At 38.2% G+C, this 23,755-nt stretch carries 16 protein-coding genes; 10 read left to right on the top strand and 6 right to left on the bottom strand.

The features are described from left to right. The first annotated feature begins 45 nt into the window (after nucleotides 1-45). Entirely contained in the window at nucleotides 46-1,116 is a 1,071-nt protein-coding gene (dinB, locus tag XM47_RS10130) for a DNA polymerase IV (RefSeq protein ID WP_281175810.1), read from the top strand. 223 nt (nucleotides 1,117-1,339) lie between these two features. Then, a complete protein-coding gene (locus tag XM47_RS10135; protein ID WP_053084543.1) occupies nucleotides 1,340-3,919 on the top strand; it encodes a TonB-dependent receptor plug domain-containing protein in 2,580 nt (859 codons plus the stop codon). A gap of 70 nt (nucleotides 3,920-3,989) precedes the next feature. Here the strand turns inward: XM47_RS10135 and XM47_RS10140 are convergent, their stop codons facing one another. The 3 genes from XM47_RS10140 to XM47_RS10150 all read right to left on the bottom strand — a co-directional run bounded on the left by XM47_RS10140 (nucleotide 3,990) and on the right by XM47_RS10150 (nucleotide 8,095). Further along, the gene (locus tag XM47_RS10140; protein ID WP_149865492.1) at nucleotides 3,990-5,825 is read right to left on the bottom strand and encodes a DUF885 domain-containing protein; all 1,836 of its coding nucleotides are present in this window, start codon (nucleotides 5,823-5,825) and stop codon (nucleotides 3,990-3,992) included. 136 nt (nucleotides 5,826-5,961) lie between these two features. After that, nucleotides 5,962-7,245 carry a S41 family peptidase gene (locus XM47_RS10145; protein WP_048692215.1) on the bottom strand — a complete coding sequence of 428 codons (1,284 nt, stop codon included), beginning with the start codon at nucleotides 7,243-7,245 and terminating at the stop codon, nucleotides 5,962-5,964. Between the two features lie 103 nt (nucleotides 7,246-7,348). Further along, nucleotides 7,349-8,095, bottom strand: coding sequence for an AraC family transcriptional regulator (locus XM47_RS10150; RefSeq protein ID WP_048692216.1), 747 nt, complete (start codon nucleotides 8,093-8,095; stop codon nucleotides 7,349-7,351). A gap of 240 nt (nucleotides 8,096-8,335) precedes the next feature. Between XM47_RS10150 and XM47_RS10155 the strand changes: the two genes are divergently transcribed. From XM47_RS10155 to XM47_RS10165, 3 genes are all read left to right on the top strand, one after another. Further along, a complete protein-coding gene (locus XM47_RS10155) occupies nucleotides 8,336-9,502 on the top strand; it encodes a Gfo/Idh/MocA family protein (protein ID WP_048692217.1) in 1,167 nt (388 codons plus the stop codon). Between the two features lie 23 nt (nucleotides 9,503-9,525). After that, entirely contained in the window at nucleotides 9,526-10,581 is a 1,056-nt protein-coding gene (locus XM47_RS10160) for a sugar phosphate isomerase/epimerase family protein (RefSeq protein WP_048692218.1), read from the top strand. 105 nt (nucleotides 10,582-10,686) lie between these two features. Beyond that, the gene (locus tag XM47_RS10165; RefSeq protein ID WP_048692219.1) at nucleotides 10,687-11,913 is read left to right on the top strand and encodes an MFS transporter; all 1,227 of its coding nucleotides are present in this window, start codon (nucleotides 10,687-10,689) and stop codon (nucleotides 11,911-11,913) included. An 87-nt stretch (nucleotides 11,914-12,000) separates the two neighbouring features. On the opposite strand, the gene XM47_RS10170 is transcribed toward XM47_RS10165, so the two are convergent. Together XM47_RS10170 and fldB are read right to left on the bottom strand one after the other, a co-directional pair. Beyond that, complete coding sequence (locus XM47_RS10170; protein WP_048692220.1) at nucleotides 12,001-13,011, bottom strand: 6-phosphofructokinase; 1,011 nt, start codon at nucleotides 13,009-13,011, stop codon at nucleotides 12,001-12,003. Nucleotides 13,012-13,158: 147 nt separating this feature from the next. Further along, nucleotides 13,159-13,671: a flavodoxin FldB gene (gene fldB / locus XM47_RS10175; protein WP_048692221.1), complete on the bottom strand. Its 513-nt coding sequence runs from the start codon at nucleotides 13,669-13,671 to the stop codon at nucleotides 13,159-13,161. A 104-nt stretch (nucleotides 13,672-13,775) separates the two neighbouring features. On the opposite strand from fldB, the gene XM47_RS10180 reads away from it, so the two are divergent. Next, nucleotides 13,776-14,267, top strand: a complete 492-nt coding sequence (locus XM47_RS10180; RefSeq protein WP_048692222.1) for a methylated-DNA--[protein]-cysteine S-methyltransferase — start codon at nucleotides 13,776-13,778, stop codon at nucleotides 14,265-14,267. Next, nucleotides 14,236-15,159 (top strand): site-specific tyrosine recombinase XerD, encoded by a 924-nt coding sequence (gene xerD / locus XM47_RS10185; protein ID WP_048692223.1) that lies wholly within the window; start codon nucleotides 14,236-14,238, stop codon nucleotides 15,157-15,159. Before XM47_RS10180 ends, xerD begins: the two co-directional genes overlap by 32 nt. On the opposite strand, the gene mnmC is transcribed toward xerD, so the two are convergent. Further along, nucleotides 15,156-17,204, bottom strand: a complete 2,049-nt coding sequence (gene mnmC, locus XM47_RS10190; RefSeq protein WP_048692224.1) for a bifunctional tRNA (5-methylaminomethyl-2-thiouridine)(34)-methyltransferase MnmC2/FAD-dependent 5-carboxymethylaminomethyl-2-thiouridine(34) oxidoreductase MnmC1 — start codon at nucleotides 17,202-17,204, stop codon at nucleotides 15,156-15,158. The genes xerD and mnmC overlap by 4 nt on opposite strands. A gap of 183 nt (nucleotides 17,205-17,387) precedes the next feature. Here mnmC and fabB point away from each other — a divergent pair, with 183 nt between their 5' ends. The 3 genes from fabB to XM47_RS10205 form a co-directional block, all read left to right on the top strand. Continuing rightward, nucleotides 17,388-18,602, top strand: a complete 1,215-nt coding sequence (fabB, locus tag XM47_RS10195) for a beta-ketoacyl-ACP synthase I (protein ID WP_048692225.1) — start codon at nucleotides 17,388-17,390, stop codon at nucleotides 18,600-18,602. Between the two features lie 75 nt (nucleotides 18,603-18,677). Further along, on the top strand, nucleotides 18,678-19,823 hold the full coding sequence (locus tag XM47_RS10200; RefSeq protein WP_048692226.1) for a 4-phosphoerythronate dehydrogenase: 1,146 nt from the start codon (nucleotides 18,678-18,680) through the stop codon (nucleotides 19,821-19,823). A 203-nt stretch (nucleotides 19,824-20,026) separates the two neighbouring features. Further along, nucleotides 20,027-23,755 (top strand): FimV/HubP family polar landmark protein (locus XM47_RS10205; RefSeq protein WP_077066535.1); only part of this gene is annotated, 3,729 nt, incomplete at its 3' end.

Genomic DNA, 23,755 nt, shown 5'->3' on the forward strand with positions numbered 1-23,755 from the left:
TTTAATATACAGTGTCTAAATCCAATTAACTTTGTCTGTTAAAGAGTGGAAGCATTAAGAAAAATCATCCATATTGATATGGATTGCTATTTTGCCGCTGTTGAAATGCGCGAACACCCTGAATATGTCGGTAAGCCTATCGCTGTTGGTGGTGCAACTGACAGAAGGGGAGTTATAGCTACCTGTAATTACGAGGCTCGGGCTTTTGGTGTTCGTTCTGCTATGGCAACGGCACAAGCACTTAAACTTTGTCCACATCTCATTTTGGCTAAGGGTAACATGCCCTTATATCAGCAAATATCGAAACAAATACGTGCTATTTTTCAGCAGTATACTGATTTAATAGAACCTTTATCATTAGATGAAGCTTATTTGGATGTGACTGATTGTCAATTTTATCAAGGTAGTGCGACCTTGATTGCGGAAGCAATTCGCCGCGATATTTATCAGCAAACTCGCTTAACTGCTTCAGCCGGTGTCGCACCGAATAAATTCATTGCCAAAATAGCCAGTGATGAAAATAAGCCAAATGGTATTTGTGTTGTCCCGCCAAATCAGGTTGAATCTTTTGTTAAAGACTTACCATTACAAAAAATTAATGGTGTAGGCAAAGCAACCTTGGCTAAATTGAACACTTATGGTTTATTTACAGCGGCAGATGTCAGAAAAATGGACTTATCTGAATTGACCCGTTGCTTGGGGTCATTCGCTGAAACTTTGCACCAGAGATGCCACGGCATTGATACTAGACCCGTTATCACGTCACGCGTGCGTAAATCAATTGGTGTAGAGCATACTTTGCAGCATGATATATACAAGCTTGAACAAAGTTTAGAGTTTGTTGATAAACTCTATGCTTCATTAATCAAACGAATTAACAGCAATGATGCCACTAACCACATAGGTAAAGTTGGGGTTAAATTAAAGTTTTCAGATTTTCAGCAAACCAGCTTGGAAACTTCGCAATTTCAATTAGATAAAGATTATTTCATACAATTACTCGATACTGCCTGGCAAAGATCACAAGGGAGAGGCATTAGGTTAATTGGCCTATCTGTCGGGCTTAAAAGTCATAATGGGCAACAACTAGCACAACAGTTGAGCTTTCAATTCTAAAAATCTTCTTTTTTCATTCAATTTACTCAAGTATTTGATTTTTTGTGATTTGTTACTAATCTGAAAGGGTTCAATTATTTTGAATAAGCTATGTTTAACTAAGTTTGTCCCAAGTACATGCCAAGTGGTTATTGTGTTTGTTGAAGCTAAATGGAATTAGGTATATTTAGTTTTTAAAATAGCTGCTTTACTTGGATGTTATTATAAGAAAAGGAAAATTTGAATGAATACACGCATTAGTCAAACCCTAATCACTCTTGTATCTGGAATGACACTTGGGATGATTAGCCAGCCAATAATCGCTGCAGAATCAACCCAAACAGCAGAAGCCGAGATTGAAAGTATCAAAATTATTGGCTCAAGGGTATCTGGGCGGTCAGTTGAAGATATGCCAGTACCAGTCGATATTCTCTCTGCGGAAGCTTTAACTGGGACAGGTCAAGTTGAAGTCGGGCGTATGTTACAGGCGATAGCCCCTTCGTTTAATTTTTCTAGTTCAGCGATCAGTGATGGTACAGATGCGCTTAGACCCGCGACATTAAGAGGCTTAGGACCAGATCAGACCTTAGTTTTAATTAATGGTAAACGTCGCCATCAAGCTTCTCTTATTCATATCAATACTTCTGTCGGAAGAGGCACTGCAGGAACAGATTTAAATGCAATACCAGCTGCCTCAATTAAAAGAATTGACGTATTAAGAGATGGTGCTGCAGCTCAATACGGTTCAGATGCTATTGCCGGTATTATTAATATCGTCTTGAAAGATAGAGTTCAAAATAGCGGTTTATTTAAGCTCAGCTATGGCGAATATGCAGAAGGCGACGGAGAAACCTTTAACTTAGATGTTTCTAAAGGTATTGAAATAGCAGAAGACGGTTTTTTAACCGCCAGTTTTAATTTAAGGGATAGAAGTCCAACTAACAGAGCAGGTTTACATGGTTCTTGTCAATTTCAAGGCTGTGTAGAACAAAATGGCGTTTTAGTTACCAGCAACCCTAGAGAGATAAATGCCCCACGAAATACTTTTAGAATCGGTGATGCGGATTCTCAACAAGTCGCATTAGTCTTAAATGCTGGATATGACTTTAAAAGCAGTTCACTTGCAGCATTTTTAACTTATTCTAGTCGAGAAAATGAATCCGCTGCCTTTTTTAGACATAACAACAACTCTGGCGGTAATGCTAAATTGCAAGACGGTGACGCCACTATTCCAGCAGGCTTTTTGCCAAAAATTAATAGTACAATAGACGATTTGTCTTTTAACGTCGGCTACGAGTTATTCTTAGATGATGGAGCTACTTTTGAGCTATCTTATACCACAGGGGTTAATCAAATAGAGTATACAACCAAGGACTCTATTAACGCCTCTTATTCTAATTTCTTAAGGTATAACGATAATTTATCTGCTAGTGAAATTAGAAATAGAATTCCACGCCAAGCTAAAGCTTATGGCTTAGAGCTGAGTTTACAAACGCTTAATATGGACTACAGCAAAGACTTTATCGATTTTAATTTATCAGCTGGAGCCGAGCTAAGAACGGATGGCTATAAAATTTTACCGGGTGATGAATACGCTTATCGAGATTACGATACATCAAATGGTACATCAATTTACCAAGGCATGAGCAATGGCACTGGAAGTGAAGATGCCAGTGGTGGTATTCAAGGCTTTCCTGGTATCTCTCCACTCTCTAGTGTCAATGAATCACGAAATGTTAAATCCATATATGTAGATGTTGAAACCGATATTGTCGATGATGTCATTCTTAGCGGGGCTCTGAGATATGATAACTATGAAGGTTTTGGCGGTACTATCAATTATAAATTGGCAGCGAACTGGTCGATTACAGATGAGGTAAAACTGAGAAGTGCACTGAGCTCTGGTTTTAGGGCTCCATCAATGCAGCAGCTGTATTTTAATAATATCAGTACTCAGTTTGTTTCTTTAAATGGCCAGACAGTTGCTCAAGTCGTTGGTACATTTAGAAATGATAGCCAACTTGCCAAATCAGTTGGTATTCCTTCGCTAAAAGAAGAAGAATCAACTAACTTTAGTTTAGGGACTGTCTTAAAGCTTGATGGTGGGATTAATCTAACGGTCGATTATTATAGAATTGACATAGATGATCGCATTGTTGTCAGTAACCGATTAGGGCAAGGTTTATCAAACGAGTTGGATGCTGCTTTGGTGTCATCTGGTGCAAGTGCAGGGCAATTTTTCTTAAATGGTGCTGATACTGAAACTGAAGGTGTCGACTTAGTCGCAACTTGGGGGACAGATGCTTTTTCAGGCTCATTAGATTTCACTTTTGCTGCAAACTTTACCAAAACAGATGTCACTAAGCTGTTTACACCTGACAACAGTGCGTTGACGAATGTTTCAGTATCAGATGTATTCTCCGAGCAAGATATTTCGATCATTGAAGAGTGGCAACCAGAAGATAGAATTAGCCTAAGTTCTTTATACAAGAGCGATAAATTCAAAATGAATTTGGCATTTAATCGCTATGGTGAATACACAGTGACTGATGGCGGTCGCCAAACATATGGTGCTGAAGTGTTAACTGATATTAATTTAAGCTATCAAGTTTCTGAGTCGACAGCTGTGAGCATAGGTGCTAATAATTTATTCGATGTAACCCCAGACAAAAATACCATAGGTAACTCTAGAACGGGTCGTATTGAAGACAGCCAAGGTAATTTAGTGGTTGATAGTGCTGGCGTATTCCAATATTCCAGACGTTCAGCGCCATTTGGCTTTAATGGTGCGTATTACTATGCAGGGGTTGAATATAAATTTTAATCTGATTTAAAACAGAAGGAATAGCTAGGGCGTGTTTTGTTTGGAACACGCCCTTATTTTTATCTCAAATTTACTTGTCTTTAACTTGTTTGATCCAAACTTGTATTTGTTCTTCGAGTACATTAAGTGGCAAAGCACCATGCTTTAATATTTGATTGTGAAACGCTCTAATATCAAATTGGTTTAGTAATTCATTCTTAGCGTGTTGACGTAATTCTAATATCTTAAGCATACCTATCTTATAAGCGGTCGCTTGAGACGGTAAAACGATGTAACGTTCAATTGCTCGTTCTGAATCATTGATTGAATTAGGTGTGTTTTCGACTAGGTATTGTGTCGCTTGTTCTTTTGTCCACTGATAAGAGTGTATCCCAGTATCTACAACGAGTCGGCAAGCGCGCCATAATTCCATTGCTAGGCGGCCAAAATCTGAATATGGGTCTTGGTATAAACCTATCTCTTTTGGCAGTAATTCTGAGTATAAACCCCAGCCTTCAATATAAGCGGTATAGCCGCCAAATTTTCTGAATTTTGGTAAGTTTACTAGCTCTTGGTTAATGGCTATTTGCATATGATGCCCGGGCAAAGCTTCATGATAGGCTAAAGCCTCCAGTTGATACTTAGGCATATTTTTCATCGAGTAGAGGTTTACATAATATAAACCAGGTCGGCTGCCATCTTCGGCTGGACGTTGATAAAATGCCTTACCTGCTGAGCGCTGACGAAAAGCTTCAACTGCTTTTACTTTTAGTTCAGCTTTGGGTTTAACGGCGAACAATTCATCTAAGCGATTATTCATTGTGTTAATAATGTTTTTAGTCTCAGCCAAATATAAATTCCGGCCTTTGCTCGTATCTGCATAGTAAAACTGCCTGTCTTCCCGCATAAACTTAAAAAATTGATTTAAATCGCCTTTAAAATCGACCTTGTCTTTGATGCGTTCCATTTCTTGGTGAATACGCTTAACTTCTTTTAAACCGATTTGGTGTATTTGATCTGCTGTAAGTGTTGTAGTTGTGGTTCTTTGCAATCTATTTTGATAGAAAGACTCTCCTTGAGGGAATTTCCATATACCTGCGTCATTAGTGGCTTTTCGCTCTAACTCAGTTAAATAAACGATTAAATCGCGGTAAGCGGGTAGGAGTGATTTGAGTAAAGCTTTCGCTATCGCCTTGCTATACTGAGCTTGTTCTGATGGAGATAAATTAGAACTTTTAAGTTTTTTGTTAAAATCTGCCAAGATTGGACTTTTGTATTTACTGACTCTTTCGAAAGGTTGGCCAATCAATAAGTTACTACTATCTCTAATGACATGCGCATACACAAACTTAGGTGCGATAATCCCTTGTGCTTCTCTTTTTTGCAAACCAGAAATCAATTGACTAAACAATTTAGGTATCGCATTCACCCGAGCAATGTAGTTTTCTGCATCCTGAACCGAATTTATCTTATGCTGATTGATTAAAATAGAAGGCACTTCCGAATGGGTGCCAAACATTTGATTGACTGGATAATTGTGTAATCGCCACTGATGATCTTGGATTTGGTTACTTAATTGTTGTTTATATAGCTTTAAACTTAATTCTGTTGTTTCGTCTAAATTTTCAGGGTTAATAGACTCAAGTTGCGCTAACTGTTTTTTGATGAGTTGATGAACAGATTCGGCATGTTCTTCGGATAAATCATCCCATTTATCCATGTTAGTTTTACGCCCTAAGTAGGTTTGCCAAGTTGGGCTTAGTGCTACTTGTTGCTCGAAAATCTCATCCAATATTATATTTACTTGGCTTGAGTTAAGCGATTGAACTTGGCTGGTGGATTGCTCTATGGGCTGTTCAACAGGGCTTTGAGCGCAACTAGACAAGACGAAAAGCGTACAACAGCAAAGGCTAAATTTTTTCAACATACTACAACCTATTCGTTTTGTTTGTTTAATCTAAAATTACTTTAATCAGCATAGCTTGAATGAGTTTAAATGTGTAACTTAATCATCTAAAGAAAAGGCAGTAGTTCATAATATTAGACATGAACTACTAGCCAGTTTATTTTTGCATTATGTATAACGCTTTTGTCGGTACTGCCTGCTGTTTTAAGTTTGGTCTAGCAGCGGTATTACTAGAAGCGTTCTGATTAACGGAACAATGGTTATTTTCTACGTAGAATATCGCTTCATTGTATTCAGGATCATACTCAGAACCCCAATCTCCTTTGGGTAACTGATAATCTACAGCGCAGTTCGGTTCAAAGCCTTGGTAGTAATCATTTTGAAAATCACTGTTAAAGTCTTCAAAGTTAGTTGCGAGTAATGTTTCTTCGCAAAAATTATCAGATCCATATGAGCCAACAGGTTTACCATAGGTTTTACTGCCAATAATAATAACTGGTATATGAGGGCGTAAGTTGTTTATTACTCTTTCACTCGCAGAGGCTGTACCGCCATTGGTCAGAATAATAACTCGGCTTACATTTGCTGAGTTATTCAGAATTTGGTTAGACGATTTATATCTAAACCCTATGCTGTCATTCATTTCACCAAAACGTATGGTATGGTCAAACTTGGCTAAATTCGAATTGTGTTGAGTATATTGCGATATTTGCCCGTGTATCTGTGAACCTGCGATATATAGGTTTAATGCATCCGCTACAGCTGCGTAGCCACCACCATTTAGGCGTAAATCTACAATAAGTTCATCAACGCCACCTTCGAGTTTAAAATAGCTGAAAGCTTCATCTAACTCTCTTAACGACGGCTCAATAAATCCGTCAGTGAAAGCTAAATAACCGACCTTACCTGAGTTGGTATTGACAACTTTTCGGCTAAATACACTCGACTGCAAAAAGCTTGATTTAGTGATATTAGCGCTGCTGATGTTTTCATCAGGGCTTTCCCATGTGAGATTAATGGTTTCACTATTTACTTGCACTGTGGATATTATTTTGTCGCCTCGTTTTAAACCGGCTTTAGCTGCATTAGAATTAGGGGAAACTTTAAGTACAATATTTGCTATATCGTTAGATGTTTGAATTCCATATTCTGATTCAACATTACCAGAGGTAAAATCCCTAAAATCCTTAGTTGATAGTACACCTGAGTATCTATCTATACTTGGGATAATATCTTGGATCATCTGGTTGCTGTTGATGTATGAAGTTGCACTGTTTAAACTGCTTAGTTGGTCATTCCACAAATAGTCGCTCTGCATCAGGCTATGCCAATGGGTTACTTTATCTATTATTTCACAGGCTTGAGTAGATGATTTACCACCGCCGCAGCTGACAAGCGCAATTGAAATAATAAAAGGCGTCAGTTTAAATAGGTTATTCATGTATGTCCTTGTCCTCTAATGGATTCGGATCCAGCTCGAATCCTGCCTGTTATAAATGTTAAATTATAATTAAAAATAGCGAAAGCATTATAAAAATATACTTTTATATATACTTTACTTGAGTTTCTCCTGATGCCAAATGTTTTTGAAACTGCTTAGGGGTAAATCCCATTACTTTTTTGAATTCTTTAGTGAAGTAGCTTTGATCACAAAAGCCAGATTTATTTGCAGTTTGACTGATTGTTTCACCTGCGCGGAGAAATTTACACGCAGCGGCAATTCGAGTTTTTTTAATAAACTGACTCGGGGCGCAGCCGAACCTAGTTTTAAACTGGCGCTCAAAGGTGCTAATAGACATGTGTAACATATCGGCTAATGACTGTATCTCTATCACAGCGTCATAATTATGCTGGATAAAATCTACAATCTCTTTAAAGCAACTATAAGGTTCTAATTGCTTGTTTGCTAAGGTTAAATCTCGAGTTACCCCTTCAATTCCAACTATTTCTCCACGCCGGTTTCTAAGTGGCGATTTAGATGTTACGTACCAGCGCATAGCACTAGATTCGTTGGGCACTAATTCCACTATATTGCTAATGGATTGGCCGGTCTTCATGATTATTTGATCGTCTTTTTGAATTTTAATGCCTAAGCTTTTTGGCAGTATATCTAAATCTGTTTTTCCTAACACTTGATCGAACTTTTCAATATTAAAATGCTGCAGGAATAGTTGGTTGGCATAGACAAATTCCCCCTTAATATTTTTCGCAAAATAAATGCTATCACTCATAGTTTCAAATAATTCGCTCGGGGTATCTAAGTCATTTAACTTATAAAAATCTAGGTTCATTTTGTTCTACTTCTACCTGAAAACAAGTCTTAAGCATAGGTTTGTGAGCTGCGTTTACTTTAGTTACTCAAAAAAATTACAAATGCCGAAAATGTTATAAAACTCGATTGAATTATTACAGAATCTAACTAGAGATCAACTCATACTAGGTTCAGTTTAAAAATTTTATTTGTTTTTCAATTTTTAAAGCGCGACACAATTTAAATCACATAATTGAATACATAGTGACGGGAGATATATATGAGTATGATCAGAATGGGCATGGTTGGCGGAGGCCAAGGTGCGTTTATTGGCGCAGTTCATCGAATGGCAGCTAATATCGATAGTCAAATTGAACTCGTTTGTGGTGCATTTTCGAGCACTGCTGAAAAGTCGATTACCTCTGGTAAAGCGTTAATGTTGCCTGAAAACCGATGTTACCCAGATTTTCAAACTATGTTTGAAATGGAGTCCCAGTTACCCGAAGACAAACGTATGCAGTTTGTTGCGATAGTGACACCTAATCATATGCATTTTCCAGCAGCTAAAGCGGCGTTAGAAGCCGGTTTTCACGTTTTGTCAGATAAACCAGCAACACTTAATTTAGATGAAGTTAAAGCGCTTAAAAAAATTGTCGAACAGACAGGCTTACTCTACGGCTTAACCCATACTTATACTGGTTACCCTATGGTGAAAGAAGCTCAGCAACTAGTCGCGAATGGTGAAATAGGTAAAGTGCGTAAAGTGATTGTTGAATATATCCAAGGCTGGTTATCAGAAGCGCAGGATGCGGATAATAAACAAGCGGACTGGCGAACTGATCCTGCTCGTTCTGGGATTTCTGGTTGTATGGGAGATATAGGCAGTCATGCGGCTAATTTAGTTGAATATGTAACAGGCAAAGAAATTACCCATGTGTGTGCTGAATTAACGGCTTTTGTTGAGGGACGCAGATTAGATGACGACGGCATAGTGTTACTGAAAATGCAAGATGGTATTAAAGGCACACTACAAGCCAGCCAAATCGCAGCAGGCGAAGAAAACAATTTAACCATTCGTGTTTACGGTGAAAAGGGCGGCTTAGAGTGGCATCAAGAAGAACCAAATACATTAACAGTTAAATACCTAGATAAACCAACCCAAGTTTTCCGAACGGGTGGCGGTTCTAATTCAGCTCGTGCCGCAGGGGTAACTCGAACGCCTATGGGTCATCCTGAAGGCTACCTAGAAGCTTTCGCCAATATATATGTAAATTTTGCAAAAGCGGTTGCTGATTTTGCCCAAGGTAAAACAATTGATCCATCTGAATATGATTTTCCTGACGTTATTGAAGGTGTGCGTGGTATGGCCTTAGTTGAATCTTTTGTAAATAGCAGCAATCAAGATACCAAGTGGTATAACTTAGACCAGTTATTAGCTGACGCATAATCGAATTTTAAGAGGATAAAATAATGAAAACACTTAAAGGCCCTGCAATATTTTTAGCCCAGTTTGCTGGTGATGAAGCACCATTTAATACTTTACCTAATATTTGTCAGTGGGTTGCTAGTTTAGGTTATAAAGGGATTCAAATTCCATCTTGGGACAAGCGTTTATTTGATTTAGAAAAAGCCGCAACAGACTTAGGTTATTGCAAAGAAGTTCAAGCTATTGTTGCTGAAAATGGGCTTGAAATAACAGAGTTATCAACGCATTTACAGGGGCAATTAGTCGCCTGTCATCCAGCTTACAATGCATTATTTGATGGTTTTGCACCAGCAGAGTTACATGGCGATTATGAAGCTAGAACCGCATGGGCCACTCAACAAATGCTTTATGCGGCAACGGCAAGTAAGAACCTTGGGTTAAAATCTCATGCGACTTTTTCGGGTGCTTTATTATGGCATACAGTTTATCCGTGGCCACAACGCCCAGCAGGTTTAGTTGAAACCGGATTTGCCGAATTAGCGAATAGATGGCTACCAATTTTAGATGCGTTTGATGCAGCTGATTGCGATGTTTGTTATGAGTTACACCCAGGTGAAGATTTACACGACGGTATTACTTTTGAGCGTTTCTTGGCTGCGGTTGATAATCATCCAAGAGCGAATATCTTATACGATCCAAGCCACTTTGTACTTCAGCAATTAGATTACCTAGAGTTCATTGATATTTATCATGACAGAATCAAAGCTTTCCACGTTAAAGATGCTGAATTTGTACCGAATGGTCGTTCGGGTGTTTATGGTGGTTATCAGGGGTGGGTTGATCGTCCAGGACGTTTCCGCTCGTTAGGCGATGGCCAAGTTGACTTTAATGGTATTTTCACGCGTATGGCTAAATATGATTTTAGTGGTTGGGCTGTACTTGAGTGGGAGTGTTGTATTAAACACCCAGAGACAGGAGCAGCAGAAGGCGCGCCTTTTATTAATCAGCATATTATCCGAGTGACTGAAAAAGCATTTGATGATTTTGCAGCTGCAGGAATTGACGAAGAATTTAATAAACGTGTGTTGGGTTTAAGCTAGACACGTTTAGTGAATGCATTGTGCCCATCCATCTTGGGCACTTTATTTGAGTACTAATACGAAAATATCACAATAGTATAGCACTATAAAATAAGAGAAAAAGTAATGAATAATAATGTAAATCAATCAAGAATTTTTCTTGCTTGCTGCGTTGCACTAATTGTCACTGCGATGACATTTGCAATTCGAGCCGGTATTTTGGGTCAACTCAGTACAGATTTTGGGTTAACTGATACTCAGTTAGGCTGGATTAACGCGATGGCGTTTCTAGGTTTCCCTGTGGCGACCATGTTGGGTGGCTTACTTTATAACATTATGGGGGCTAAAAAGTTAATGTTTGTTGCTTTTGGCTGCCATTTATTAGGTTTAGTTTTAACAATTTTCGCTGATGGATTTATCTTATTGCTTTTATCTAGCTTCTTTGTTGGTTTTGCTAATGGTTCTGTTGAAGCAGGTGCGAATCCGCTTATTGCCGAAATGTACAAAAATAACAAAACAACTATGTTGAACAAATTCCACGTTTGGTTCCCAGGCGGTATAGTGATAGGTGCATTATGTTCAAACTTTATGTCAGGTTTAGATCTTGGATGGCAAGCACAAATTGCAATTATGATTTTACCTACGCTTATCTATGGCTGGTTAATGTTCGGTCAGGCTTTTCCAAAAGAAGACGAAGTGCTCACCTCTACAGCTGAAAATATTAAAGCTTTAATGTCGCCTTTATTTATTTTTATGATTATTTGTATGACACTAACAGCAACTGCCGAGTTAGGCACACAACAGTGGGTTGGTCGTATTTTAGGTTCTACAGATGCCAATCCTATGCTTATTTTAGCCATGACAACTGGGTTAATGGCGGTTGGTCGTTTCTTTGCTGGTCCATTAGTTCATGCGATTAACCCTGTGGGTGTTTTACTTGCATCATCTATCGTTGCGACTATAGGTTTATACATGTTGAGTATTGCTTCGGGTGGTTTGATTTATGTATCCGCCATGGTCTTTGCATTAGGTGTAACTTATTTCTGGCCTACTATGATAGGTTTTGTCAGCGAATATTTACCAAGAACAGGCGCATTAGGTATGTCGTTAATGGGCGGGGCTGGTATGTTTGCCGTCAGTATGTGGAATCCAGTTATTGGTGGTTGGATCGATGCAGGGCGCACAGCTGCTGAAAAAACTGGTTTAACGGGTGCTGAAGCAGATATATATGCGGGTCAGGTAACTTTATCTAATTTAACCATTTTCCCTGCGGTACTTATCGTATGTTTTATTGGTTTATATTTCTTTACCAAAAAACAAAATAAATCGGAAGCTGAAGCGGAAACAGCATAAGCTAACTAAGTCTACTTGCAGTTAGAACTTAAAAAGCCATTGTTGAATTTTCAACAATGGCTTTTTCGTTACTAGCGTTTAGTAAAGTTAAGGCGCATCCAAGGTTTTAACGATATCAAATAGATCTTGCTGCACCTTGACTAAATAAGGGTCTAATTGCTTTTGCACATTAAAGGTTTCGCTTAAACAAGTCGTTACCTGTTTTGCATTGATTTCACCCACCATGACTCGGGTTTCACCGTGTTCAAAACATTCCACCGCATAAGCGCCTAATTTAGTGGCTAAGATTCTGTCGTAAGCGACAGGTGCGCCGCCACGCTGAATATGCCCCAAAATACAAGGTCGGCATTCTATACCAATTTGATTGGTTAAGGTTTCGGCTAAATCATTGACACCACCTGGCCATAAATGTTCGGCTATAACCATGATGAAGCTAGATTTGCCTTTTAACTTTCTGAGCGATTCAACATGCTGAACTATGCTTTCTAGCTCTAAATGTGGATCTTCGATAGATTCTGGGAATAAAGCTTGTTCAGCACCACTGGCTACCGCACTGGCTAGTGCAATAAAGCCTGCATGTCGGCCCATCACTTCAATCAGAAATATTCGTTCAAAGGCGTCGGCAGTATCCCTAATTTTGTCAATTGAATCTAGCGCTGTATCGATAGCTGTTTGGTAGCCGATTGTATTATCACTACCACTCAAATCATTATCAATTGTCCCCGGGATGCCAATGGTTTGACCTTGCCAGACTTGGCTAATTTTTTCTAAACCACGTAATGAACCATCGCCGCCGATAACAATGAGACAATCTATTTCATTTGCTATTAGGGTATCGACAGCCGTATCTAATCCAGATGGGGTGGTAAATTCAGTGCATCTTGCACTTTTTAGTATGGTGCCGCCCACCTGAATAATATGTTGGACATGGCTAATAGTGAATTCAATTTTTTCATCATTAATTAAACCGTTATAACCATGCTTAAAGCCAATAACTGTATGATGAAATCTGTGGGCGGTTAATACAATAGCTCTTAAACAGGCATTCATGCCTGGGGCATCTCCGCCACTGGTAATTACTGCAATTCGTTTGCTCATAGTGAATATTTCAAGCTAAATATCATATATAAGAATTTAGCTTAAAATATTGGTTTTGCGTTGATTTGTAGCAAATTAATGACAATTATTTGATTCAGTGGTTTGTGTCGAGCTTTAACTAAATAATTTCTGCTTAATTTGGTTAAGCTAGTTAGCATACTCTTCTAAAATTTGAACTATCCAAGTTTGAATTCGCTCTTCACTTAAATCATATTGCCTTTCATCATCTAGGCTTAAACCGACAAAATCTTGGCCATCATTAATTAGGGCTTTTGAGCCAGTAAATTCATATCCTTGATTAGGCCAAAAACCGATTCGTCGACAATCATTATGACTAATTGCTTCGTGTAACATACCCAATGCATCTTGAAACCAGTCACCATAATCTTCTTGATCTCCTTGACCATACATAGCAATTGTTTTGCCAGATAAATCGAGTTTGGCGACATCTTGCCATTGTGATTCCCAATCTTCTTGAAGTTCACCAAAATCCCAAGTTGAAATACCGAAAATAATGAAATCATATTCTAAGCATTTGCTTAGAGGAAAATCTTTAATATTAAAAATGTCTATGATATCAGCACCAATAAAGGCCTGGATTTTTTCTGCTGTCATTTCGGTGTAACAAGTTGTTGAACCGTAAAATAAACCAAGTTTCATTTACTAATCTCTTTTGCAATATTACTGCTATTGTAACAAAATCTTGCTAGAGTATAGCGATAAAATTATTTTCAATAACCTCGCATTTTTCAGGGAGAAAGGCAATGCAGGCCGTAGCTCAAGCTTTAATGACAACACCGATTGGGTTAATTGCTGTCAAGAATACCCAAGACGCATTAATCGGGATTGAATTACAAGCAGATAAAATGCCTTATTCTGTTTCAGGCGAAAACAATTTAACTGCTGAAATTGTAGCGCAAATCAATGCTTATTTTGCTGGTGAGTTGCAAATATTTGACTTACCGATTTATGCATCTGGGACAAACTTTCAGACCAAAGTTTGGCAGCAGCTGAAAAATATAGATTATGGTCATGTTTTAACTTATGGTGAATTCGCTAAAACGATAGAAACGAGTGCAAGGGCAATCGGTGGTGCTTGTCGCCACAATCCAATTCCAATCGTGATTCCATGTCATCGTATCGTTGCTGCAAATGGTATAGGTGGTTATTCAGGTCAGTGGCGACTTGGCCAAAAGGTAGATGTAAAACGTTGGTTATTAACTCATGAGCAAAAACAAGCAAACCCAGACAATTAACTCAAAAGACTTAGAGCTTGCTAATCAATTTATAGAATATTTGTGGTTAGAAAAGGGATTAAGCCAGAATACTTTAACTGCCTATAAAACAGATATTAATCAATTTATAACTCACTTAAACCATAATCAATTAACCATTCTGGCTGTCGGAGCTGATGATATTCGGCTCTATCTTAAATGCCTAGCTGAGCAAAATATAAAAGCCCGCAGTGCAGCCAGAAAGTTAAGTTGTTTACGTAAACTGTATCAATATTTATTGCTTGAAAAAATTACCGAGTCAGATCCGACAGGCATAGTCGATTTACCTAAAGTGAGCAAAACCTTACCCAAAGTATTATCCGAATCGGATGTTGATTTATTGCTCGACGCCCCTGTATTAGAAGATGATATCGAATTAAGAGATAAAGCCATGTTGGAGCTTTTATATGCTTCTGGCTTGAGGGTAACTGAACTGGTTGGTTTAACCTTTGAACAAATTAACTTACGCCATGGCTTAATCAGAGTAATAGGCAAGGGCGGTAAGGAAAGGTTAGTGCCAATAGGAGAAGTTGCTTTAGAGTATGTTCAATCGTATTTAAAAAATGCGAGGCCCAATTTATCCAAAGCAGCCAATAACACGGTTTTTTTGAGTAAAAGAGGGGTTGAAATGACTAGGCAAACTTTTTGGCACAGAATCAAGCATTATGCGATTAGAGCCGGGGTCAATGCTGAATTATCTCCACATACTTTAAGGCACGCTTTTGCAACCCATTTAGTTAATCATGGTGCGGATTTAAGAGTGGTCCAAAGTTTACTTGGCCATAGTGATTTATCGACCACTCAAATATATACACATGTAGCGACTGAGCGTTTGCAGAAGCTACATAAAGCCCATCACCCAAGAGCCGATTAATATTTTTGGCTTTCAGCTAATGCTTGTTCAGGCGTATCCATTTGTTTAATTTTTTTAATGCTAAAGCGGTTTGGGTGCAGTGCATTTATACTGGTTTGAGCAAAAGGTAAACTTTGCTGACTAATCAGTGAGCTAATATGTTCAGCTAGCAGGGGAGCCGAAGTTAAGCCTCGAGCGCCTAAACCGGCTAACACATAATAATTGGGAAAAGATTCAGCGTTCTTCCACTCACACCTTTGACCATAACTGAGTAATGCGTAGTCTTTAAATAAATCAGCTGCAGGGGTGACATTACCGACAATAGGTAGGTGATCGATTGTTGTTGCGCGAATGGCTGATTTAGCTTTAACCAGACTTGACTGGTCGAAATCTGTGGCTAGCTTGGGTAAAAACTTTTTCTGTTGCTCTAGGTTAATTAAATCTTGCTCGTGAGATGCTTTTTCACATGTTGATTGGCGATTAAAGGTTGCGCCAATACACAAGCTGTCATCAGATTTTGGAGTTAAATAACCTTTATGACAAATAACGGTTTTTAATTGATTTAACGAATTTTCTGAGTCATACGGTGATATTTCAGTTACCTGACCTTGAATGGGGGTAATTGAAATATGTGCTGTGTTGTTGAATTGGTTGAGTCGCCAACCTGTGCAATTAATCAAGATATCTGCAGTTATTGTTACTTGATCACCAGAGGCTTGTTTAGCCGTAAGCTGCCACTGACTGTTTTGATAAGCTATGTTATTTATCTTGGTATGGGGTTTTAGTTCTAACAGTCCTAAATCTTTTAAATAATTGACCGCATTTTGAATAAAACTAACTGGATTTAGCCAGCCGCCATTTGGAAAATAAAGTCCAGGGTTATCGATTGGCATGTTAGATAAGGCATTAACTTGTTCTGTATTTATCTGCATGAGTAAATCGCTTGGCCAAACCATTTTGCACAAGCTATCGTGCTTGGCAGCGATTTTGGGGTTAAATCCGAGCTGGATAACACCGCAAAAATCATGAGAAAAATTAAACTTGGTCGCCATTCGCTGATAAAACTGACATGCGTATTCAAAAGCTTTTAGATTTACTTCTGTGATCTGGCTGGTATCGGCTTGTAAATGCGGGTAAAGCGCACCTTGTTTATTGCCGGATGCTTCACTGGCTATTTCATTTTCGCAAATGAGTTCGATCTTGTAACCTTTTAGTCCGAGTTGAAGTGCAGAGCAAATTGCACTTATACCTCCACCTAAAATAGTAATTTTTTTACTATTTGTATTTTGGACAGATTCAACGGGATAAAAAGGGGATAAAGGCTGTGTTTCTGCTTTTTGAGCTAGGTAGCCAAGTAGCATTTCTCTTTTTCGACCAAAGCCTTTACGTTTACTGACTGTAAAACCTGCTTGGGTTAGGCCTCGTTTTACTGCTCCTGCTGCGGTAAAAGTCGCAAAACTCGCGTTTTGCTTTGAGAGTCTGGCCATTTGTTCAAATAAATTTTGTTGCCACATGCTAGGGTTTTTACTTGGTGCAAAACCATCTAAAAACCAAGCGTCAACGACACCCAGATTAACTTCATTTATCTGATTAATCTGTTCGTTCACATCACCAAAGATTAAATCTAGTGAAATCGAATCGGTTAGTTGTAAACGATGGAACCCAGGTAAAATATATGGGTAATTGTCGATTAGTTTAGTGACCCAAGGTGACAGTTGCGGCCATTTAGTTAAGCTTTGCTTGATTATTTCTTTGGTAATTGGATATTTTTCGAAACTAATAAAGTGCAGCCTTTGTATTTTTGTTTCTGGATGAGCTTGCTTAAATTGTTCAAACTTGAAACATAGCGCAATTAAATTGAGCCCTGTACCAAAACCAGTCTCAGCAACCGTAAATAAATCGGAACTATGCGCTAGCCATTTTTGTTCAATATCATTGCCTTGTTGAAATACATATTCTGATTCTGCTAAACCATCATCTACCGAGAAATAGATGTCATCAAACTGTTCAGAGGTTAAAACGCCAGCCGGATTAAAGCTAACTTGAGCTTGGGATAATTGAGACAAAAAAGAGATTCCAATTTATAAATTCAGGCTATTTTAAAGAAAAAAAACAATAAACCCAAATTGAATAGCCTATATCGATAGTGTCAAACTAGCATTTCGATTATGTTTGGGTATAATCACCGCCATAAAATATATCAGATAAAATAAGCGGCACTTGGTGCCTGTTAGATTGTGAGGAAAACTATGAAAAGAGCTGTGATCACTGGCCTAGGTATTGTATCGAGCATTGGTAATAATGCAGATGAAGTTCGGGACTCGCTAAAAGCTGGACGTTCAGGCATCACCTTCTCACAACAATTTGCTGACGTAAAAATGAGAAGCCAAGTTTGGGGTGATGTAAAATTAAACCTATCTGAACATATCGACCGTAAACAAATGCGTTTTATGGGCGATGCAGCTGGTTATGCTTTTTTAGCAATGCAGCAAGCAGTAGAAGATTCAGGCTTATCTGAAGACCAAGTTTCAAATCCAAGAACCGGCTTATTAGTTGGTTCTGGTGGTGCATCTTCGCAAAATCAAGTTGATGCAGCAGACACTATGCGTGAAAAAGGCGTACGTCGAGTTGGACCATACCAAGTTACTCGTACTATGGGTTCAACTGCTTCAGCATGTTTAGCAACACCATTTAAAATTAAGGGTGTTAACTACTCGATCAGTTCAGCATGTGCTACATCTGCACATTGTATTGGTCATGCACTAGAGCAAATTCAACTAGGTAAACAAGACGTTGTATTTGCTGGTGGTAGTGAAGAACTACACTGGAGCCTAGCATGTTTATTTGATGGCATGGGTGCATTATCGACTAAATATAATGAAACACCTGAAAAAGCTTCACGTACTTATGATGCAGACCGAGACGGTTTTGTTATCGCTGGTGGTGGCGGTATCGTGGTAGTTGAAGAATTAGAACATGCACTTGCGCGTGGTGCTAAAATTTATGCTGAAATTGTTGGCTATGGTGCAACTTCTGATGGTTACGACATGGTAGCTCCATCTGGAGAAGGTGCAATTCGTTGTATGCAACAAGCTATGTCTACTGTTGAAGCGCCAATTGACTATGTAAATACGCATGGTACATCAACACCAGTTGGTGATTTAAAAGAATTAGAAGCGATTCAATCTGTATTTAGTGAGACTAAACCAGCAATCAGTGCAACTAAAGCGATGACTGGTCACTCTTTAGGTGCGGCTGGTGTTCATGAAGCAATTTACTCTTTATTAATGTTAGAGAATGACTTTATCGCGCCTTCTATCAATATCGACAATCTTGACGAAAAAGCACAAGGTTTAGATATAGTTCATGAAACTCGTGAAGCTAAATTAAAAACAGTTATGTCTAACAGTTTTGGTTTTGGTGGTACTAACGCAACTTTAGTTTTCCAAAAGCATTCTAAATAAGTTTTAATTATGTTGAAAAAGCCGCTGTTATCAGCGGCTTTTTTGTAGCTGTATATTGATTTTTTGGACTACAAGATGAGCCAAACACTCCATTTTTTTATTGAAGATTCATTACTTTATGCTGAAGAATTTTTTTCAGGCTTAGGCAAAATTACGCGCTTTAAAGGCCGCGAAGTCACAGCTGACGAGATTAAAGATGCAGACTTTTTATTAACGCGATCCACGACTAAAGTGAATGAAAACTTATTGAACAAGTGCACTAAACTTCAATTTGTTGGTACTGCAACTGCCGGTTATAACCATATAGATGCTGATTATTTAGCATCAGTTAATATTCCTTGGTTACCCGCTTCAGGCTGTAATGCCGATGCGGTTTGCGATTATGTATTAAGTTCTGCTTTTAACTTGGCTAATAAATATGGCTTTGAATTAAAAGAGAAGAAAATTGGTATTGTTGGCGTTGGTCAAATTGGTAGTCGACTAGTAAAACGCTTCGGTGCGCTTGGATGTGAGGTTGTTGAATATGATCCGGTTCGTGCAGAATCTGACCCTAGCTATACCTCCTCAGAATTTGAGCAAATTTTAGAGTGTGATTTAATTACATGCCATGTGCCTTATGTCAAAACTGGCAAACATGCTACGCATCATTTATTTAATTTAGACACCTTAAATAAGCTTAAACCTCGAACGATTTTGATTAATGCTTGTCGAGGCGAAGTTGTTAATAATAAAGAATTGCTAACTGCATTTGAGCAAGGGATAGATTTAAGAGTTGTCTTAGATGTATTTGAAAACGAACCTCAAATTGAATTAGGTTTATTGCCTTATTTAGAATTTGGCACACCTCATATTGCAGGCCACAGCTTAGAAGGCAAGGCAAGAGGTACAGAAATCTTATATAAGTTGATCTGTGAGCGCTTAAATTTACCGGTTGAAATTAAATTAGAAGATTTGCTACCTTCAATGGCGCTTGATCACATGGTGGTCACTGATAATTATAAATTAAGTCAGAGGCAATACCGCGCTTTAATCAACTTAGTTTACGACATTCGTAATGACGATATCGATTTTAGGATGGGACTGGCACAAAATTCTGAAAGCTTTGATCGACTAAGAAAAGAGTATTCTATTAGACGCGAATTAACTTCTCTAAATTTAACTTGCGACCAAAGCTTATTTAAAACTTTTACTGATCTAGGCTTTAAAACTAAACTCAAATAATTTTAATTAAATAAACTAACTTAAATTGAGTTTATGTAATTATTTAATTTGATCGACCCAAACCATGCATTTTGACTTGGTTTGGGTATACTTAGTAGACACAAGCGGGTGGCTAAGTTATAAAGTATAGTGATATTGGAACATTGTTTGCTACAAAAAATAATAATAGCGTTTTTGACGCGCGGTTTTAGGATTGATTTGAGATGCGCTTGACTCAAAAAATTTGTCTCACCTTAGCTTGGATTGCCTTGCTATTTCCACAGTACGCTGCCATTGAATTATTCACTTCGAATGATGCCAATGCTGAAATGCGTATAAGGGGAGATAAAGAAAATGATAACGGATTATCTGGTAATACATATGGCCCAATTACCAGTTCAGATACACTATGGCAGATTGCAACTAAAGCAAAGCCAGATCCAAATGTATCTACCTATCAGGTTATGGTGGCAATTTATCAAGCCAACCCAGGAGCTTTCCTCAATAATAATTTAAATAATCTTAAAAATGGCAGTATTCTCCAGCTTCCAACCTTAAGTGCTGTTCGTAAAGTCAATAAAACGGCGGCTAAAAATAAATCTGATTTAGATGACGAAATTTGGGCATCTGCACAACGGAAACTGATAGCCGCAAAACTAGACCCTGAAGAAAAAAAGCGGCAAGAAAATGCCAAACAGTCTGATGTAGAACAAGCTAAAGTTCAACTTGAAAACCAATTACAGAGTTTACAAGCTGAACAATTGAAATCGTATGAATTATTAAAACAACAATTTTCCACTTCGTTAGAAAGCATCAATGCTTTATTAGAAGAAAATGAAAGATTAAAAAACCGATTATCTAACGTTAACGAAGAAATTGTTTCTCTACGCACTCAAGTTGGTGAAGACAGCCAACTACAAAAGCAAATGGAAACCTTGTTAAACCAACAAACAGAAATGTTGGAAAAACAAAGGTTAGAGGAAATCGAGAAGAATAAGAGTGTCCTCGCTCAATTGTGGAAAGCAATACAAGAAAGTTTACTTTATCAAATCTTAATTGGTGTGGGCTCAAGCCTAGTTGTAATTGGCATATTTTTATGGCGATTTTTAGCTAAGCGCAAACAGGAAAATCAGCCAGAAAAAGCTTCTCAGGCGAAAACGGATGATAATGGCCCTGAAGATATAATGGACTTTTCTCCTAAAGCAGAGCCAACGACTAGCACTGATGATCAATTATTACTTGATGACGATGATGACTTAGTTATTCCTGATACAAATGATTCGATTCGTCTAGATGACGATGATGATGATTTATTAATGCCTGTTGATGATGATGCGTTAGATGACGATGATCTACTCTACGCAGAAGATGATGACGACGATTTGCTCGATGTTCCAGATGAAGCATTGGACGATGATGATGCGTTTGGTGATGACATTTTAGATCAATCCTTAGATGACTTAGTCGGCGGTGTCGATGAGGATGATGATTTAGATTCTAATGTTTCTGATGATGATATTGATGCCTTACTTGAAGGTGCATCATTAGATGACTCAGAAGACGAAGCTTTAGAAGCGGAAGAACTATCTCAAGATGATTTAGATAGCCTATTTGATGGTATGGACTCTACTTTAGCCGACGATGATGAATTAGAAGCGGATGTCGCCGAAGCTGTTTCAGCTCTAGATGACGACGTTGATGCTGATGATATCGACGCTTTACTCGAAGGTAATACCGCTGCCGACACGACAGCAGCAGATGATTCTCTTACTCAAGATGTCGATGAAACAGACATTGACGACTTGCTTGATAGTGTTTCATCTGAAACTGATGTTTCTGAAGATGATGAATTAGATGCATTACTCGACGAAGATATGTCGACTAGTGCTAACATTGATGAATCTAAAGTAGATGAAGATTTCGATATTGATAGTTTGCTTGAAGAAGAGCAAGCTTCACCTGTAGAAACACAAGTTGATGAAACAGATATAGATAGCTTATTGGATGCAGCACAAGCTGATTCAGAAAGTTCAAGTGATCTTGATGATGCAGTCGACATTGATAGTTTATTGGAGGCGGAGCAATCTTCAAGTGAAGCATCAGAAGCTGATGATTTTGATATTGATGCATTGCTTGATGAAAATACCGAAGATACATCTATAGCCGTAGATGAAGCGAATGAATCTATTTCAAATGAAATGGAGGCGAATGAGCCTGTAGATATTGATGCTTTGCTTGATGAAAATACAAATACGGTTGCTGATGAATCGGTTGATGACTTTGATATAGATGCTTTACTTGATGCGACGGATTCGAGTGCTTCAGAAATAGATGAAAGCCAGATACCTGATGAGCAAGTTACAGAAGCTGCGGTTGATATTGATCAGTTATTAAATGAAAACCAGCTTGAAGACGAATTAAGTTTAGATGCTGAATTTGAGCCAGACTCTAATGATTCGCTTAGTGAGGTGGAGACTGAAAAAAAGTCTGAAGAGTCTGATCTTGAATTAACTCAAGATGCAGATGATGAAACAAGTTTAGATGCAGAACTAGAAACCCCAGATGCTGAGGCCTCAGTACATATTGAACCTAGTTTGGATGAAGCTCAGGCAATTAACGAGGTTTTTGAACAAGATCTTGAAATACCCGATGTAAATGATGAAACTAGTTTAGCCAAAGAACCAAGTATAGATGAAACCAGTTTAGATACCGAGTTTGAAGCTGACAATTTATCTGACGATGTAGCAGAGTTGCTTGAGCCAGATACGTTAAACGATACCGCTAATTTAGCGGATTTAGAGCAAGAGAACCTTCCACAAGATTTTTCTGAAGCATTAGAAGATACAGGCCTCATAGATGAGCAGGACAGCGACAAAGTTAAGCTCGCTGACGAATTTGAACTCGATGAAGATTTTGGCCTAGATGCGGAATCAGATACTGATTTAGAAAAAGACGAGCTAATTGAAGATGATCTTGAAATCGAAGATTCAGAATCAGATTTAGAAAGCGATTTAACTGCAGCACCAGAAGACGCTACTGAATTAGACAATCTTGAAATTGAGCTGGATAGTGACAAAATTGAACTAGCCGATGAATTCGAACTCGATGAAGATTTTGGCTTAGATGCGGAATCAGATACTGATTTAGTAAAAGACGAGCTAATTGTAGATAATCTTGAAATCGAAGATCCTATATCAGATTTAGAAAGCGATTTAACTGCAGAACCAGAAGACGCTACTGAATTAGACGATCTTGAAATTGAGCAGGACAGCAACAAAGTTGAATTAGCCGATGAATTCGAACTTGATGAAGATTTTAGCTTAGATGCAGAATCAGATACTGATTTAGTCGAAGACGAGCTAGTTGTAGATAATCTTGAAATCGAAGATTCAGAATCAGATTTAGAAAGCGATTTAACTGCAGAACCAGAAGACGCGACTGAATTAGACAATCTTGAAATTGAACTGGATAGTGACAAAGTTGAACTAGCCGATGAATTCGAACTTGATGAAGACTTTGGCTTAGATGCGGAATCAGATACTGATTTAGTCGAAGACGAGCTAATTGAAGACGATCTTGAAATCGAAGAGCCAGAATCAGATTTAGAAAGCGATTTAATAGCAGAACCAGAAGACGCGACTGAATTAGACAATCTTGAAATTGAGCTGGATAGTGACAAAGTTGAACTAGCCGATGAATTCGAACTAGATGAAGATTTTAGCTTAGATGCGGAATCAGATACTGATTTAGTCGAAGACGAGCTAATTGAAGATGATCTTGAAATCGAAGATTCAGAATCAGATTTAGAAAGTGATTTAACTGCAGCACCAGAAGACGCGACTGAATTAGACAATCTTGAAATTGAGCAGGACAGCGACAAAGTTGAACTAGCCGATGAATTTGAACTCGATGAAGATTTTGGCTTAGATGCGGAATCAGATACTGATTTAGTA

It is taken from the genome of Catenovulum maritimum (genome assembly GCF_001050375.1).
Lineage (GTDB): Bacteria > Pseudomonadota > Gammaproteobacteria > Enterobacterales > Alteromonadaceae > Catenovulum > Catenovulum maritimum.